The 15,933-nt window shown below is 69.1% G+C and carries 14 protein-coding genes; 8 read left to right on the forward strand and 6 right to left on the reverse strand.

The annotated features are described in order from the left end of the window. Positions 1-89: 89 nt before the first annotated feature. Positions 90-821: a carbonic anhydrase family protein gene (locus AC069H_RS09610; protein ID WP_478231954.1), complete on the reverse strand. Its 732-nt coding sequence runs from the start codon at positions 819-821 to the stop codon at positions 90-92. Positions 822-1,064: 243 nt separating this feature from the next. Between AC069H_RS09610 and AC069H_RS09615 the strand changes: the two genes are divergently transcribed. Then, positions 1,065-1,550 carry a hypothetical protein gene (locus AC069H_RS09615; protein ID WP_478231955.1) on the forward strand — a complete coding sequence of 162 codons (486 nt, stop codon included), beginning with the start codon at positions 1,065-1,067 and terminating at the stop codon, positions 1,548-1,550. Positions 1,551-1,554: 4 nt separating this feature from the next. On the opposite strand, the gene AC069H_RS09620 is transcribed toward AC069H_RS09615, so the two are convergent. Then, complete coding sequence (locus tag AC069H_RS09620) at positions 1,555-2,208, reverse strand: TetR/AcrR family transcriptional regulator (protein WP_478231956.1); 654 nt, start codon at positions 2,206-2,208, stop codon at positions 1,555-1,557. Between the two features lie 116 nt (positions 2,209-2,324). Here AC069H_RS09620 and AC069H_RS09625 point away from each other — a divergent pair, with 116 nt between their 5' ends. The 5 genes from AC069H_RS09625 (at position 2,325) to AC069H_RS09645 (ending at position 9,361) form a co-directional block, all read left to right on the forward strand. Continuing rightward, entirely contained in the window at positions 2,325-5,021 is a 2,697-nt protein-coding gene (locus AC069H_RS09625; RefSeq protein WP_478231957.1) for an MMPL family transporter, read from the forward strand. Continuing rightward, a complete protein-coding gene (locus tag AC069H_RS09630; protein WP_478231958.1) occupies positions 5,021-7,138 on the forward strand; it encodes a YhgE/Pip family protein in 2,118 nt (705 codons plus the stop codon). Before AC069H_RS09625 ends, AC069H_RS09630 begins: the two co-directional genes overlap by 1 nt. Before the next feature lie 214 nt (positions 7,139-7,352). Continuing rightward, a complete protein-coding gene (locus AC069H_RS09635) occupies positions 7,353-8,186 on the forward strand; it encodes a class I SAM-dependent methyltransferase (RefSeq protein ID WP_478231959.1) in 834 nt (277 codons plus the stop codon). After that, positions 8,186-8,797 carry a TetR/AcrR family transcriptional regulator gene (locus tag AC069H_RS09640; RefSeq protein WP_478231960.1) on the forward strand — a complete coding sequence of 204 codons (612 nt, stop codon included), beginning with the start codon at positions 8,186-8,188 and terminating at the stop codon, positions 8,795-8,797. The genes AC069H_RS09635 and AC069H_RS09640 overlap by 1 nt, the downstream gene beginning before the upstream one ends. 102 nt (positions 8,798-8,899) lie before the next feature. Beyond that, entirely contained in the window at positions 8,900-9,361 is a 462-nt protein-coding gene (locus AC069H_RS09645; protein WP_340685645.1) for an ATP-binding protein, read from the forward strand. Positions 9,362-9,367: 6 nt separating this feature from the next. Here AC069H_RS09645 and AC069H_RS09650 read toward each other — a convergent pair whose 3' ends face one another. After that, on the reverse strand, positions 9,368-10,723 hold the full coding sequence (locus AC069H_RS09650) for an MFS transporter (protein WP_478231961.1): 1,356 nt from the start codon (positions 10,721-10,723) through the stop codon (positions 9,368-9,370). A 90-nt stretch (positions 10,724-10,813) separates the two neighbouring features. Next, entirely contained in the window at positions 10,814-11,416 is a 603-nt protein-coding gene (locus tag AC069H_RS09655; RefSeq protein ID WP_478231962.1) for a TetR/AcrR family transcriptional regulator, read from the reverse strand. 88 nt (positions 11,417-11,504) lie between these two features. Between AC069H_RS09655 and AC069H_RS09660 the strand changes: the two genes are divergently transcribed. Next, complete coding sequence (locus AC069H_RS09660; RefSeq protein ID WP_478224781.1) at positions 11,505-12,554, forward strand: NAD(P)-dependent alcohol dehydrogenase; 1,050 nt, start codon at positions 11,505-11,507, stop codon at positions 12,552-12,554. Positions 12,555-12,623: 69 nt separating this feature from the next. Here the strand turns inward: AC069H_RS09660 and AC069H_RS09665 are convergent, their stop codons facing one another. Then, positions 12,624-13,493 (reverse strand): lysostaphin resistance A-like protein, encoded by an 870-nt coding sequence (locus AC069H_RS09665; protein ID WP_478231963.1) that lies wholly within the window; start codon positions 13,491-13,493, stop codon positions 12,624-12,626. Between the two features lie 52 nt (positions 13,494-13,545). Next, positions 13,546-14,115 carry a TetR/AcrR family transcriptional regulator gene (locus AC069H_RS09670; protein WP_378443468.1) on the reverse strand — a complete coding sequence of 190 codons (570 nt, stop codon included), beginning with the start codon at positions 14,113-14,115 and terminating at the stop codon, positions 13,546-13,548. A gap of 74 nt (positions 14,116-14,189) precedes the next feature. Here AC069H_RS09670 and AC069H_RS09675 point away from each other — a divergent pair, with 74 nt between their 5' ends. Further along, entirely contained in the window at positions 14,190-15,929 is a 1,740-nt protein-coding gene (locus tag AC069H_RS09675; RefSeq protein WP_478231964.1) for an ABC transporter ATP-binding protein, read from the forward strand. The last annotated feature ends 4 nt before the right edge of the window (positions 15,930-15,933 follow it).

The raw sequence follows: 15,933 nt of genomic DNA on the forward strand, positions 1-15,933 counted from the left end.
GTACTCGGACCCGCGTGACCTGCTGGCGTGGCCGGTCACCAAGGTGGTGAAGGCCTCCTTCCCTACCCTCAAGGTAGGCAAGGAGGCCTTCACGGTACGACGGTCAACTTCCGTCCGTTGAGCGGCTGTGGCTCGCGGGCGTTGCCGTCGCCGAACAGCCCCCGGAACCGCGCGATCGTCGACGGCGAGACGGTCTGCTCGGACATCAGGAACCACTGCACGCCTTCGGAGAACGGCGCCGTGGTGAGCGAGCCTTCATACCGGAGTGTGCTCCTGTTCCGCGGCAGGAGCGTGTCGAGGTCGAAGTCCGCCAGCGCCACCGGTTCGCCGCATTCCGGTGCGAGCGTCGCCAGGACGCGATCCACCGGCGACCCGGTGCCCGCGCGCAGGGGAACGCCGATCACCAGCAGTTTCCCGGCGGCGCCGCGGTGCACGAAATGCATTTCCAACGGATCGGCGCGGCCCTGGAAACGGTGCTCCGACGGAGTGTGTAAATGGAACTGTTCGAGTTCGTAGCGGACCCCGGCGAGCGTGACGTGCCCGGTGCCCGGCCGGACCACGGCCTCTTCGGTTTCTTCGTGATTCCTCGTGCCGCAGCCGTTGGTGTCCGAGGTGTCCTTCCGGATGTATTCGAGGTCGAGATCCGAATGGCCGTAGGAGATCTCCAGCCTCGGCTGAGCGGGATCGAACCTGATGGCGCCAGGGGAGATGTCGACCGGGCTCTGCGACGGCTGACGCGATTGGGCGGTACCGCCCGCGGCGAGCAGGAATCCGGTGAGGACGAGGGGAACGACGAATGCGGTAAGGCGCCTGCGCGTCACGCTCTGAACCTTTCGAGGACCCGGACGAACTATGATCATCCGGACAAATTCGGCCGCACCCGATGTAGTGGCACGGACGAGAAGAACACATCTTTTTCCTGTGCCGAAGAACGCGCAAGCCCCCTGATCGGGCCAATTTCCGACATATTCTCTCCTTTCGTGCGAAACGGAATGTGATTCGTGTCGGCGTTCCCCGAGGTGGTCACTGTGCGCATATGGCCGGACACCCGTAGTCTTTGGCAAGTGTCGATCTTGTCTGTGCTTCTCGCTCTGGTGACCCTTTTTCCCGCAGTGGACCCGGTTTCGCGAACCGGTGCCTGTGCGGGAACCGAAGGGGTGACCGTCGCGGTCGGCATGGCGGCCGGAGTGCTCGTGCGATGCGTGCCCGGCTCACCCGGTGACGCGCGGACCGCGCTCGAGCGTTCCGGGCTCGCGGTACGGCTGGGGAGCGGAACCGGACCGTATGGGGATTCTCGCTACGTCTGCGCCATCGAAGGTCTTCCTGGCGACGATGCCTGTGCCGGTCATCGGCGGGGCGCGCCGTTCTGGAAGGTGTGGCGCGTCGGGCTGGATCCCGTCGCGTGGCGCGAATCCGGCACCCAGGGCGGGCCCGGCGCGGTGCGGGTCTGCCCCGGTGGGCTCGTCGGGTTCGGTTTCGGGACTTCGCAACCGACGGTGGCGCCGGAGCAGGTCGTGACCACGCCCGGCTGGCTCCCGCCCCGGTGCTGAAGGATCAGTTCGCCGGGACGATGAGCGAGGCCATCACCTTCGGGATCAGCTCGCTGACGAACCGGCCGTCGGCGGGGAGTTCGCTGCCGTCCAGCAGGTAGTTCTGCAGTCCTTGCTCGTAAAGGGCGACCAGGACGAGCACCGCGTCGTCCGCGGAGATCGTCAGCCGCCTGCCGATCCGGTCGAGCGTGCCGACCAGGATCGCGCCCAGTTCGGTGTGGAAATGCCGGAACGCCGCGCCGATCCGGTCGCGGATCTCCGGCTGTCGCAGGCCCTGCGTGCGGAATTCCGCGCACAGCAGGTACCAGTCCTTGTCCGCGTTGAGCGCGACCATGAACAGTTCGGCGATCCGCCCGAGGGTGGGGGAGAGGTCTTCGTGCGCGCCGACGGCGGCCTCGCCGAGCACGCTCTCGGTGGCCTCGCGGAACCGTTCGAGCCGGAGGGTGTTCTCCTCCTGGAACAAGGCAAGGAAGAGGTCTCCCTTCGAGCTGAAGTTCGAGTAGAAGGCGCCGCGGGTGAAGCCGGCGCGTTCGCAGATCAGCTCGACCGGGGTGTCCCGGATGCCGCGTTCGGAGAAGGCCTCGTATGCCGCGTCGATCAGCCGTCGGCGGGTATCCGCCCGGCGCCTGGTCATGGTGGCGCCCCGCTCCTCGGTCATCTCGCCATTCTTTCGCATCGGCCCGGTTCACCCGGCTGTGGGACAGGATACATCGTGAATCGGATACACCGTGCATTACGATACGCCATGTATCCAACGACTGCCGGGAGCCGATCGTGTCGTCATTCCTCTACCGCCTCGGCAGGCTGGCCGCTCGCGGACGCGTGCTGGTCACCGCGTTATGGCTGGTCATGCTGTGTGTCGCCGGCGGCGCGGCGTTGCTGTTCGGCCAGGGGACCGACGACACGTTCGCGATCCCGGGCTCGGAGTCCCAAGAGGCACTCGACCACCTCGGCCGGGTTTTCCCGCAGGTGAGCGGGACTTCGGCACAGTTGGTCGTGCTCGTTCCCGAAGGGCAGCGGGCGGATGCCGCCGTCGTGCGCGACTCCGTCTCCGCCGCGGTGCCCGAGCTGAGCGGGGCCCCACAGGTCGCGACGGTGGTGAACCCCTTCGACCCGAACGTGCACGACGCGGTATCCAAGGACGGCCGCGCCGCGTTGGTCACCGTGCAGCTCGACGTCGGGCTCGCCGACATCCAGCCGTCGACGAGGACCGCCCTCGCCGGTATCGCGCAGGACCTGGAGAGCCGGATCGGCCACGGCACCGAGGTGCTCACCGGCGGCGACGCGTTCTCCGACAAGGTGCCGAAGCTCAGCCCCACCGAGGGGATCGGTCTCGTCATCGCGCTCGTGGTGCTGCTGATGGTGTTCGGTTCGTTCATCGCGGCCGGAATGCCTTTGCTGACGGCGATCCTCGGCGTCGGGGTCTCGGTGGCGCTGGTCTACGCGGCGACCTCGGTGGCGACCGTGTCCTCCACGGCGCCGATGCTCGCGGTCATGCTCGGGCTCGCCGTCGGCATCGACTACGCGCTCTTCCTGCTTTCCCGGCACCGGGATCAGCTCGCCGAGGGACTCGAAGTCGAAGAGTCCATCGCGAGGGCGACCGCCACCGCGGGATCCGCGGTCATCTTCGCCGGGCTCACCGTGGTGATCGCCCTGCTGGGCCTGTTCGTCGCGGGGATCCCGTTCCTGACCACGATGGGTGTCGCGGCGGCGGGCGGTGTCGCCGTCGCGGTGATCGTGGCCATCACGCTGATCCCCGCGCTGCTGGCGTTCGCCGGCGAGCGGTTGCGGCCCAAGAAACCGCGCAAGGCACGGAAGATCAAGAAGAAGCCGCGTTTCAGCCTCCGCTGGGTCCGGCTCGCCACGAAATCGCCGTGGGTGACGATCGCGCTGATCGTCGGGGTGCTCGCGGTCGCGTCGGCGCCCGCGCTGGATCTCCGGCTCGCCTTGCCGGACAACGGAACCGACGAGGACGGCACGCCTGCCCGCGTCGCCTACGACGTAGTCGCCGAGCATTTCGGGCCCGGCTTCAACGGCCCGCTGGTCGTCACCGCGGACATCCTGTCGACCACCGACCCGATCGGGATCACCAACGGTATCGCCGACGACATCCGCGGGGTGCCCGGCGTCGCCGTCGTCCCGCTCGCCACGCCGAACCCCAAGGGCGACACCGCCATCATCCAGGTCGTGCCGACGACCGGCGCGTACGACGAGGCGACCGACGACCTCGTCGAACGACTGCGCGCGATGGAAGGGCAGTTCAAGGAGCGGTACGGCGTGCAGACCGCGGTCACCGGGTTCACCGCGGTCGGCATCGACGTGTCCACGCAGCTCGGCGACGCGTTGCTGCCGTTCGGCATCCTGGTCGTCGGGCTTTCGCTGGTGCTGCTGGCGATGGTGTTCCGCTCGATCCTCGTCCCGCTCAAAGCCACCTTCGGGTACCTGCTGTCGATCGGCGCCGCGTTCGGCGCCACGTCGTTCGTGTTCGGGCAAGGACATCTGGCCGAGGCGCTCGGGGTTACCCGCACCGGCAGTGTGATCAGCTTCCTGCCGATCATCCTGATGGGTGTCCTTTTCGGACTCGCCATGGACTACGAAGTGTTCCTGGTGTCCCGGATCCGCGAGGACTACGTCCACCACGGCGACGCGCACAAGGCGATCGAGACGGGGTTCGTGTCCGCGTCGAGGGTCGTGACCGCGGCGGCGGTGATCATGCTGGGCGTGTTCGCCGCGTTCGTGCCCGACGGCAGCGCCACGATCAAACCGATCGCGTTCAGCCTCGCCGTCGGGGTGTTCGTGGACGCCTTCCTCGTGCGGATGACCCTCGTCCCGGCGATCCTCGCGCTGCTGGGCCCGCGCGCCTGGGGGCTGCCGCCGTGGCTGGACCGCAAACTCCCGGTGTTCGACGCCGAGGGCGACGGTCTCGTCCACGAACTGCGGCTCGCCGACTGGCCCGCGCCCGGCTCGGCCGAAGTGATCAGCGCCGCCGGTCTCCGCGTCGACGACGACCGCGGGCGCACCGTCTTCCGCGACGTCGAACTGCACCTCGGCCCGGGGGAGATCCTCGCCGTGCACGGTTCCGGCCCGGCGGGCAAGAGCGCCCTGCTCTACGCGCTGGCCGGCCGTGTGCCGCACATTCGCGGTGACCTGAAGGTCCTCGGCCGGGTGCTGCCACAGCACGCGCACGCGGTCCGGCGGAAAGTCGCTTTCATCGCCTGCGAGGAGACCGACGACCCGGCCGGGGAGGTCCGCCGCGCGCTCGACGACGGCGTCGGCCTCGTCTTCCTCGACGACCTGGACACCGTCGTCGCCACCGCGCAGCGCGCCGGGTTGCGAGCGGCGTTCGCGAGCAGGGCCGCGACGTTCGCCGTGTCCTGCCAGAGCCTCGCGATCGTGCGGGATCTGCTGCCCACCACCGCCGTCGCGGGCCTCGCCATGGCGCCCGCCCCCGTCCCCGCCGAGGTCCGCTGATGCCCCGCTTCTTCACCGGCTCCGCCCGTGCCACCGCCTTCGGCCCGCTGACCTGGAAGACCTGGCTCGGGATCGTGCTCGTCCCGGTGATCGTCGCACTCGGTCTGACGTGGGCGTTCTGGTCGCCCGACGGCGACCATGGCGCGGCCAAGGCCGCCGTGGTCAACAACGACGAGCCGGTGACCGTGAACGGCCAGGTGATCCCGCTCGGCCGCGAGCTGGCCGGAAATCTCGTGCATGGCGAGGATTCCGCGTACACCTGGGTGCTCACCGACGCCGAGGACGCGAAGGAAGGCATCTCGGACGGGACGTATTCGGCGGTCGTCACCATCCCGCCGGACTTCTCCGCGCAGGCCACGTCGACGGCCGGGAAGCCGCTCGACGCGAAGCAGGCGATCATGCGCGTCGAGACGTCACAGCGCACCGGCCTCGTCGACCCGGTGGCGAGCCGGGAAGTCGCGAACGCGACGCTCACCGCGCTGAACCGTCAGATCGTCGAGACCTATGTGGACAATCTGTACGTCGGATTCTCGTCGATTCACCAGCAGCTCGTGGCCGCGGCCGACGGCGGCGATCAGCTCGTCGTCGGGCTGCGCCAGTTGTCCGACGGAACCGGGAAACTGGCCGCGGGAGCGGGAGAACTCGCCGGTGGGGCGGGAAAGCTCAGCGGTGCGGCCGGTCAGCTGGCGGACGGCGCCCGTAAGCTCGCGAACGGCACCGGGCAGCTCGCCGACGGCTCCGGCCAGTTGTCGTCGGGGCTGACCCAGGCGGAGAAGGACACCGCGCAACTGCCCCGGCTGACCAGAGAACTGGCCGACGGGGCGCAGCAGGTCGCGAACGGCAACAAGCAGCTGGCCGACAAGATCTCGCCGTTGGCGGACAAGGTCGTGCGGATCATCGACGCGCTGCCCACGGCGGGCGATTCGGCGCGGAAGTTCGCGGAACTGGCGCAGAAATGCGATCAGGACACCAAGTTCTGCGCCGATCTGAAGGCCGCTTCGGAAAAGCTCACGGCCGATGCCGCGATCCTCGACGGCAAACGCGCCGAGATCCGCGACGCCGTCGTGCAGACGAAGAAGGCGGTGCAAGACCTCTCGGCGGGCTCCCAGAAGGTCGCCGACGGCAACAAGCAGCTCGCGGACAGGTCGAAGGACCTCGCCGGCGGCATCGGCACGGCGGCCGCCGGTGCGCGGAAACTCGACGCCGGCGTCAAGGCCGCCGACTCGGGTGCGCGGCAGCTCGCCGACGGGTCCGGCCAGCTCGCCGGTGGCGCGACCACCCTGTCGACCGGCGCGGGTGAACTCGCCACCGGTGCCCGCACCGCCGCCGATGGCGCCGAGCGCGCCGAATCCGGCGCGTCCGAGTTGGCCAAGGGCCTCAACGACGGCCGGGGCAAGGTGCCCGACTACACCCAGGCCGAACGCGATCACCTCAAACAGGTCGCCGCCACGCCCGCGATCGCCGACACGGCGGGCTCGGGAACGTTCGGCGAAGGCGTGGTGGCGCTGATCCTCGTGCTGGCGCTGTGGGTGTGCGCGCTGGCGACGTACCAGGTGATCCAGGCGGTGCCGCCGAGCGTGCTCACCACCCGCGAACCGAGCTGGCGGATCATCCTCGCCGCGGCCCTCCCCGGTGCGACGCTGGCGGTGCTCACCGCCTTGATACTGACCGGGGTGTTCTGGGCGTTCCTCGGCCTGAGTTTCGGAAAGGCCGTGACCCTGCTGGTGCTCCTTGTCCTCGCGGCGGGGACGTTCACCGTGGTGAACCAAGCGCTGGTGGCGATCTTCAAACGCCCTGGCCGTTTCGCCGCCCTCGCGATTCTCGTGCTCACTGTCGGCGCTTCGCTGATTTCGACCGTGCCCGGCTTCTTCGGGACCGTGCTGGGGATCCTGCCGACCAACGGCGCGCTGGTCGCGCTGCGATCGCTGCTGACGGGGACGGACGGCCTGGCGTCGGGGATCGTGCAGCTGGTGGTGTGGCTGGGAATCGGGACGCTGGCGATGATCCTGGTGACGGACCGGCGGCGCTCCTTGCCGGGCAGGGAGCTTCGGCAAGGTGTGAAGGTCGAGTTTCCTCGGCTGAGCCGAGGGAAGGGGGCCTTCACGCGCGGCCGCTGACCTGAATCGCCGCTCACGACCTCTGTGCCGAGACGCCACTCAGCCTTACCCCTACCCCGTATGTGACGCACGTCGCTGCTTCATGCCCCCTCCAGGTATCCGCAGGCCCTTGCGGTACACCCCTGGGGTATGTGCCGCTTGACGAGCGAACCAGACCTCCTCCAGTATGAACACGTGTTCATGAACGCACGTTCATAACGGAGGAGGTTCTGGTATGTCCGGCATCGTCAACACCGCGCAGTCGGAGGCGTGGAACGGGTACGAGGGACGGCACTGGGCCGAGCACGACGAGCGCTACGACGCGGTGAACAGCGGATTCAACGAATTCCTGTTCGACGCCGCCGGAATCGGCGAGCGCGACCGGGTGCTCGACATCGGCTGCGGCAACGGGCAGGTCACCCGGCTCGCCGCCGTCCGCGCTCCGCTCGGGGGCGCGACCGGGATCGACCTGTCCGCGCCGATGCTCGCCACGGCGCGGGCGCGCGCGGAGGCCGAAGGTGTCGCGAACGTGGTGTTCGAGCAGGGCGACGTCCAGGTCTTCCCGTTCGGGGACGGGGTTTTCGACGTCGCGCTCAGCCGGTTCGCGGTGACGTTCTTCGCCGATCCGGTCGCCGCTTTCGCGAACGTCCGCCGGGCGCTGAAACCGAGCGGCAGGCTCGCCTTTCTGTGCATGACCGCGCTCGCCGGAACCGATCTCGGTGCGGTTTTCGGCGCACTGGCGCCGTTTCTGCCGACCCCGACCGGCGAGGACGGCACGGGCCCGACGGCGTTCGCAGACCCGGCGCGGGTTCGCTCGGTGCTGACCGGCGCCGGGTTCCGCGATGTCGCCTGCGACCGTGTCGAGGCGGACCAGGTGTGGGGAAGGGATGTTCCCGACGCGGCCGGATTCATCGCGGACTGGGGGCCGGTCAAGTACCACCTCGATCTGGCCGGCGCCGAAGCGGCGAAGCGGGCGCGGGAGGCGCTTTCGGTCGCGCTGCGGCCCTTCGAGGGTTCCGGCGGTGTCCGGTTGCGCGGCGCCGCCTGGCTGGTCAGGGCGAAATCCTGATGTCACCGCGAAAAGCGGCCGCCCTGCGCCACGCGGAAGACGGCCGGAGCCTGCGCGAGCACCTGATCGGCACCGCCGCGGACCTGATTTCCGCGCAAGGCACCGCGGAACTCACGGTGCGGGCGATCGCGCGTGCGGCTGGAGTCGCCGATGGCGTGCTGTACAACCATTTCGCCGACAAGGAGGAGTTGCTCGCCGACGCATTGGCCGAACACGTACGGAGAGTGGAAGCCGGACTCGGCGAGCTGCCCGACCCCGGTTCGGCTACGGTCGAGGCCAATCTCCGTGCCCAGCTGGCGTACGGGTTGGCTCTGCACAAGGAGATCCTGCCCGCGTTCGCCGGGCTGCTGGCCCGTCCCGTCGTGCTCGCGCGGTTCGGGGAACGGACAGGCGACGGCGAGACCTGGCGCGATCGTCTCGCCGGATACCTGCGGGCGGAAAGGGAACTGGGCAGGCTGGACGGCGATGTCGGCGCGGCGGCGGCGATGCTGGTCGGTGTCTGCCACGAAACAGTGCTCTCCGCTCTGCTTCCGCACGGCCCCTCGGTGACCGGTTCACCGGAGGTGGAAGCCGTGGTCAAGACGGTGCTGGAGGGTATCGCGGCCCGATGATCGGAGTGTCGGGTCCGACACGGGTTGATCGGCGGGCGTTCTGGGTAACCCGGATGTGCGACTTCAGCAGGGAGGCCGCGCGCGACGGGGAAGGGTGGCTCCATGATCAGTATCGCGGAGCATCCGGTGCCGGGAACCTGGGTGCTTGACCTGCGAGCCACGACGCCACGGGCGTTGCCGGACATGCGTGCCTGGGTGGTCAGATGCCTTCCCGATCTCGGCGAGAAGCATCTCGACGACGTCCTGCTGGCGGCGACGGAACTCGTCGCCAACGCGTACGTGCACGGGGGTGGCGCGCGCCACATCCAGTTGTGGCGTGGCGTGACACCCTGCGCGGTGCGCATCGAGGTCGCGGACGTCAGTGTCGAGCAACCCCGGGCGCGGTGTTCGCAGATCGAGGATCCCCGCGGCCGCGGGCTGCTCGTCGTCGACGGGGTGGCGGTGCAGTGGGGCGTCCGGCGCGAGCCGGTGCGGGGCGGGAAGATCGTCTGGGCGCACATCCGGTGCGACGGCCGTTGTCCGGAAGCGCCCCCGCGCGTGCGCACGAGGCGCTCCCGGAACTGACCGGACTCAGGCCGCGCGGCGTGCGGTGAGCAGGCCGAGCGCGGAGATGGCCGCGAAGCCGAACAACAGCCACCTCGCCGACGTGACCACCGAAGTGCCGCCGAAGTTGACCAGCAGACCGGCGACCGCCGCGCCGAACGCGGTCGACATCGTCAGGATCGTCGCGATCGCGGCCGCCGCCTGCCCGCCCTCGCCGTCCGGGGCGGAGGTCATCGCCGCGACGGACAGATGAGGCATCGCGATGCCGATTCCGGTGCCACCGAGGAAGAGCGCCGGCAGCCAGGCGAGTACGACGGGTAGCGACGGCTGCTCGGTCTGCAGCAGCCCCAGCAGCGCGAACCCGGCGGCGAGACAGACGGGCCCGGCCGGCACGAGCCGCCGTGTCTTGCGCGACGAAGCGCTGGCGAGCTGGCTCACCGACCAGCCCAAGGACAGCGCGGCGGCGAAGAATCCCGCCGCCGCGGGCGGAAGCCCGCCCAGCCGCTGGCCGAACAGCGGCAAGAACGTCTCCACCGCGACACCGGACGCCAGCACCATGATGGTCAGGTAGATCCACCGCAGCCGTGAGCCCCGCCGGTACACCGAACCGGACAGGACACTGGCCGCCGCACGGTTTTCCGTCACCAGGAACGCGCCAACGAGTGCGAGACCCAGCGCGATGAAGGCCGCCATCGCGAGGACGTCGGACAGGATCCCGGCCACGCTCACCGCCCCGGCGGAGCCGACGATCAGGGCCAGCGAAGCGACCGGGACCGGCGGCGACTGTGCCGGGGGTCCGACGGCGGGAAGCGCCCGGGGCACGAAGATCGCCAGCACTCCCGCGGCCACGGCGAGGATCGCGAACGCCGACCGCCATGAACCGAACTGTGCCGAGAAACCGCCAAGCGCGGGGCCCGCGAAGTTCCCCACTCCGAACATCGCGGAGATCAGGGCGCTGCCCCGGCTCCACAGCCGTGGCGGTAACGCCGAATGGATCAGGGCGAAGCCCAGCCCGGTCAGCAGGCCGGCGCCGAGTCCCTGTGCCCCGCGACCGATCAGGAGGACCGGCATCGACGGGCTCGCCGCGCACAGGACCGAGCCCGCGGCGAAGACACCGAAACCGAGCAGATAGGAAGCCTTGCCACCGAAGCGGGACAGGGCCCGGGCCACCAGCATGGTCGCGACTACCTGGGCGACCAGGAACGCCGTCATGGTCCAGGCGTACAGCGGCCGCCCGCCGATGTCCTGGACGGCGGTCGGCAGGAGGCTCGCCGCCACGTAGATGGTGATCGCGCCGACGAGCACACCACCCGCCAATACCACCGCGGTGCTCGTATGGCGGCCCAGTTCCCGCCACGATCCGACTTCTTGCCCGATGCTCACGCGATTCTCCCTGTTGTCGAAAGGAATTGCGCTTCGCATCCTGTCGGCGCGGGGAGGCCCGGTAATCGGACAAAACGGACGTGAAACAGGTCACATTTTCGCGCGGCCTTCGATGGCGGCGCGGGCGGCCTCTGCCGACTTCCGGACGACGACTTCCGTGGAGTAGCCCTGTTTCGTGAAGACGCCATCGAGATAGAACGTGCCGTAGCCGTGCGCCTGAGTGAACAGCTGCTCCATCAGTTCGAGCCCGTCCTGTGGCCGGTCCGCGACGGTCAGGCAGAGCATGACGAACTGGTCGGTCAGGCGGCGGGTCTGCTCGTGCAGGGTGGCGTGCTCGGGGCCCTGGAGGCCGTCCGAGTAGATGATGTTCATCCCTGCCCGGCGTTCGATGAGGTATTCCGTGTACGCGCCGGCGGCCGCGGCGAGTGCGGCGACGGGGTCGCTCTCGGCCTCGATGGCTTCTTGCACCCTGTCGGCCAGTTGGCAGGCGACGGTGGCCGCGATCGCGGCCAGCAGGCTCTCCTTGTCCGGGAAGTGTCGATAGGGCGCCCCCGGGCTGACTTTCGCGCGCCTGGCGACCTCGGCGACCGAGAACGCGCCGAGCCCCTGTTCGGCGATCAGGTCCAGCGAGACCCGCACGAGTTCGGCGCGGAGGTCGCCGTGATGGTACTTGCCGCCCATGTCGTGGATCACACCGTCCCGGTCGCGGAATATGTAAGAGCCCTCTTACGCTCGTTGTAAGTGACCTCTTACATGGTCTCACTGTTTCTCGGAGGGTTTCATGACGACGACCACGCACGCCATCGCCGCGCCGTCCCCGGGCGCCGCTCTGTCGCCGACGACGATCGAGCGTCGCGACCTGCGTCCGGACGACGTGCTGATCGACATCGCGTACGCGGGGATCTGCCACAGCGACATCCACCAGGTGAAGGAGGACTGGGGCAGCGCGATCTTCCCGATGGTCCCCGGTCACGAGATCGCCGGCGTCGTCGCGGCGGTCGGCTCCGGTGTGACGAAGTACCGGGTCGGCGACCGCGTCGGGGTCGGCTGCATGGTCGATTCCTGTGGCGAGTGCGAATACTGTCTCGCGGGCACCGAGCAGTTCTGCGTCAAGGGGAACATCCAGACGTACAACGGTGTCGGGTTCGACGGCGAGAACACCTACGGCGGTTACAGCAGGCAGATCGTCGTGAAGGACGCCTTCGTTTGCCGTATCCCGGAAGGGATCGGCCTCGACGTCGCCGCTCCGCTGCTGTGCGCGGGCATCACCACCTACTCCCCGCTGAACCGCTGGGGCGCCGGGCCGGGAAAGAAGGTCGCCGTCGTCGGCCTCGGCGGGCTCGGCCACATGGCGGTCAAGATCGCGGTCGCCATGGGCGCCGAGGTCACCGTGCTCAGCCAGAGCCTGAAGAAGCAGGAAGACGGCCTGAAGCTGGGTGCGAAGGACTACTTCGCGACCGGTGACGCGTCGACGTTCAAGACGCTGCGCGGCCGTTTCGACCTGATCCTCAACACCGTTTCCGCGACGCTGCCCGTCGATTCCTACCTCGGCATGCTGCGGGTCGGCGGGGCGATGGTGAACGTCGGTGCGCCCGGCGAACCGTTGTCCTACAACGCCTTCTCGCTGCTCGGCGGGAACAGGGTGCTCGCCGGTTCGATGATCGGCGGAATCGCCGAGACCCAGGAGATGCTCGACTTCTGCGCCGAGCACGGGATCGGCGCGGAGATCGAGACGATCTCGGCCGACCAGGTGAACGTGGCCTACGACCGGGTCGAGAACAGCGACGTCCGGTACCGGTTCGTCATCGACGCGGCGACCATCGGCGCCTGATCCGCCGACCGGCTCGTGAGTGGTAAGGACGGTTCTAACCGTCCTTACCACTCACGAGTGGCCGCGGGCTCACATCAGCAACAGGGGCAGGGTGTTCATCGCCGTGTGCGCGGCGATCGGCGCCCACAGGTTGCGGTAGCGCGACCACAGATAGCCGGCGAACAGGCCGAAGAACCCTTGGAAGGCCACGATCGCGCCCAGGGTGAGCGGGAGTGAGCCCTGTCCGTGCGTCGGCAGGTGCAACCAGGCGAACAACAGGGCCGACAGCAGGATTCCCGGCCACCGCCCGAAAAGCGCCTCCAGCCGGGTCTGCAGCATGCCGCGGAAGAAGACCTCTTCGAGTACGTTCGCGGTGAAGAAGGTCAGCGTGGCGCCGACGGCCAGGTACACCGGATCCGGGTAGTCCTCCGCGGTGGGGAGCGGCGGCGCGAGCGGGCCGAGGACGGAGAGCCAGCCGAACACGAGCACCGCCGGAATCGGCGCGAGCCATCGCCAGGTCTGCCGGGGCAGCCACGTCAGCCGGAACGGATCGGGTTCCCCTCGCGTACGCAGGAGAAGCAGCGGCAGCACCAAGAACACGAACGGCTTGGCGAGTGCCCAGATGTCGCGGACCAGCGCCTGTTGACCCGCGGCCGAAACCAGGAACAACGCCGGCGGCCACAGGAAAGCGATGAGCGCCAAGGCCGTCGCCTGCTTCCGGAGTCTGCCCCGGTCGGTCGCGTCGGGGAGCAGTTTCGGCGCGTGGAGCGGGATCCCGTGGGTCAGCAGCATCCCGGCCAGCGCCGGAATCATGGCTCCGGCAAGGGAAAGCGCCTTGTCCGAATCCGCGGACGGCTTGATCGTGCCGTGCCCGGTCGCCAGCAGCAGCGCGGGTGCGGCCACGAACACCGCGAGCCCGCCGAAGAGGATTCCCCAGGCGCGTACCGGTTTTTCTGTCACGGGGACAGGATCTTCGAAGCGGCGTGAGTCCGCGTCATCACTTCGGAGGACTTCAGCCGACCGCGATGACCTTTTCCAGGCTGCGCAGGCACAACGTGAGCGCCTCGTGCTTCGGCGTCTTCTCGCGCACCAGTTCCCACGCCGTGTAGAGCAGGCTCCAGAGCAGTTGCAGCAACCACTCCTTCGTCATCGCCGGATCGATCGAGCCTTCGGCGTGCCCGCGTTCGATGAGCCGCAGCAGGCGACGGTCGTCGTCGCTCTCCTCCGCCCATTCCGGCCGGGTCACCAGATCCGGCATGGTGAACAGCAACTGGAAGATGTCGGCGTGCTCGAAGTACTCCTGGCACAGCCGGGCGAGCACCGCCGGAACCGGGCCGTCGTCGAGCCGGGCCCGTTCGGTGCTCTGGGAGATCTTGTCCAGCGCGTCGTGACTGATGGCGTCGATCAGGTCCGAACGCTCCGCGAAGTACCGGTGCACCGTGGTGCGCCCGACGTTCGCCGCCGCCGCGATGTCGGCCAGCGTGGCGCTCGGCTGCTTGGTCAACGTCTCGATGGCCGCGTCCAGGATCGCGCGCCGGGTCCTCGCCCGGACACCCGTCTCGGTGACCACACCCTCACTCATGGCCGGTACCGTACCTCGCTCCCGATATGGAACTCGTTTGACGATTTTAGAACACTCGTGTTCCATTGAGAACCATGAACACTCCACGATTGAAGGTGCTGTGGTCGTTCGCGCGACCGCACAAGGGGGCACTGGCGATCGGCCTGCTACTCGCCCTGCTCGGTTCGGCGGCCGGTCTCGCCACACCCATGGTCACGAAGTGGGTGCTCGACTCACTCGGTTCGTCGGCGTCGCTGGCGGGCCCCGTGCTGGCATTGGCGGGCCTGATGGTGGTCGGCGCGGTGATCTGGCTGGGGCAATGGATCCTGCTCGGCACCGTCGGCGAGCGGGTGGTGTTGAAGGCGCGGGAATCGATGGTGCGGCGGTTCTTCCGCGCGACGATCCCGGCGATCACGAAGCGGCCGACGGGGGAATTGGTCACCCGCGTCACCTCGGACACGGTGCTCCTGCGCGAGGCGGCGTCGTCCAGCGTGATCGGCCTGATCAACGGCGTGGTGATGCTCGTCGGCACCCTGGTGCTGATGAGCGTGCTCGACCCGGTGCTGCTGGCGACGACGGTGGCGGCCGTGCTCGTGGTGATCGCGTTGTTCACGTGGCTCATGCCGGCCATCGCGAAGGAACAGGAGAAGGCGCAGGACCGCGTGGGCCGCCTCGGCGGCGTCCTCGAGGGCGCGCTGCGGGCGATCCGCACGGTGAAGGCCAGCCGCGCGGAAGCCCGGCAGTCCGAGCGGATCCTGGTCGACGCGGAAGCCGCCGCCGCGCACGGTGTCCGCGCGGTGCGACGGGAGGCCGTCGCCTGGGTGGTGGCCTGGACGGGTATCCAGGCCGCCACCCTGGTGATCCTCGGCCTCGGCGCCTGGCGGGTCGGCGCGGGCCTGCTCGAGGTGTCGAGCCTCATCGCGTTCCTGCTGTACGCGTTCGCGCTGATGGAGCCGATCACCGAACTGAGCCAGAACATGACCGCGTTGCAGGCGGGGATCGCCGCGGCCGGGCGGATCCGGGAGATGGACGCGCTCGAGGTGGAAGAGGACCGGGCGCCCGCCCGGACGGAGCCGTCGGGCGAGCAGGGCGGCCCGGTACTGGAACTGCGCGGGGTGACCGCGGGCTACGGCGGCGACCCGGCGCTGCGGCAGGTGTCGCTGAAGATCCCGAGGCGCGGGCACACCGCGATCGTCGGGCCGTCCGGCGCGGGCAAGACCACGATGCTGTCGCTGATCATGCGGTTCGTGCGGCCGGAGTCGGGTTCACTGCTGCTGGACGGACGCGAGTACGCGGACCTGCCGTACGCGGATGTGCGGACCCGGCTGGCCTACGTCGAGCAGGAGACGCCGATCGTGCCGGGGACGATCCGGGAGAACCTGCTCTTCACCCACCCCGACGCGACCGAGGAAGAGGTGCGGCGGGCGCTCGAAGAGGTCCGGCTGAGCGACAAGATCGCCGCGCTCGACGACGGACTGGACACGCCGCTTTCGTCGACCTCGGTATCCGGCGGGGAACGGCAGCGGATCGCGCTGGCCAGGGCGATCCTGCGCACGCCGGACGTGGTGCTGCTGGACGAGGCGACCGCGCAGGTCGACGGCCGGACCGAGAGCGCGATCCACGACTGCATCCGGCGGCTGGCCCGCGAGGGCGCCGTGGTCACCGTGGCGCACCGGCTGTCCACGGTGATCGACGCGGACACCATCGTGGTGATGGAGGAAGGCCGCGTCCGGGCGAGCGGTAGTCATGAGCACCTGCTCGCCATCGACACGCTGTACCGGGAGCTGGTGGAGGCGCTGCGGATCGCGGGGGAGGGCGCCCCTGTCCCCGGCTGATCGG

This window comes from Amycolatopsis sp. NPDC043887, assembly GCF_056435665.1.

Excerpts from the sequence above, each read along its gene's own strand:
- AC069H_RS09670 (WP_378443468.1), bottom strand. The coding sequence starts at position 14,115 with ATGAGTGAGGGTGTGGTCACCGAGACGGGTGTCCGGGCGAGGACCCGG.
- AC069H_RS09675 (WP_478231964.1), top strand. The coding sequence starts at position 14,190 with ATGAACACTCCACGATTGAAGGTGCTGTGGTCGTTCGCGCGACCGCAC.
- AC069H_RS09620 (WP_478231956.1), bottom strand. The coding sequence starts at position 2,208 with ATGACCGAGGAGCGGGGCGCCACCATGACCAGGCGCCGGGCGGATACC.
- AC069H_RS09645 (WP_340685645.1), top strand. The coding sequence starts at position 8,900 with ATGATCAGTATCGCGGAGCATCCGGTGCCGGGAACCTGGGTGCTTGAC.
- AC069H_RS09635 (WP_478231959.1), top strand. The coding sequence starts at position 7,353 with ATGTCCGGCATCGTCAACACCGCGCAGTCGGAGGCGTGGAACGGGTAC.
- AC069H_RS09630 (WP_478231958.1), top strand. The coding sequence starts at position 5,021 with ATGCCCCGCTTCTTCACCGGCTCCGCCCGTGCCACCGCCTTCGGCCCG.
- AC069H_RS09640 (WP_478231960.1), top strand. The coding sequence starts at position 8,186 with ATGTCACCGCGAAAAGCGGCCGCCCTGCGCCACGCGGAAGACGGCCGG.
- AC069H_RS09660 (WP_478224781.1), top strand. The coding sequence starts at position 11,505 with ATGACGACGACCACGCACGCCATCGCCGCGCCGTCCCCGGGCGCCGCT.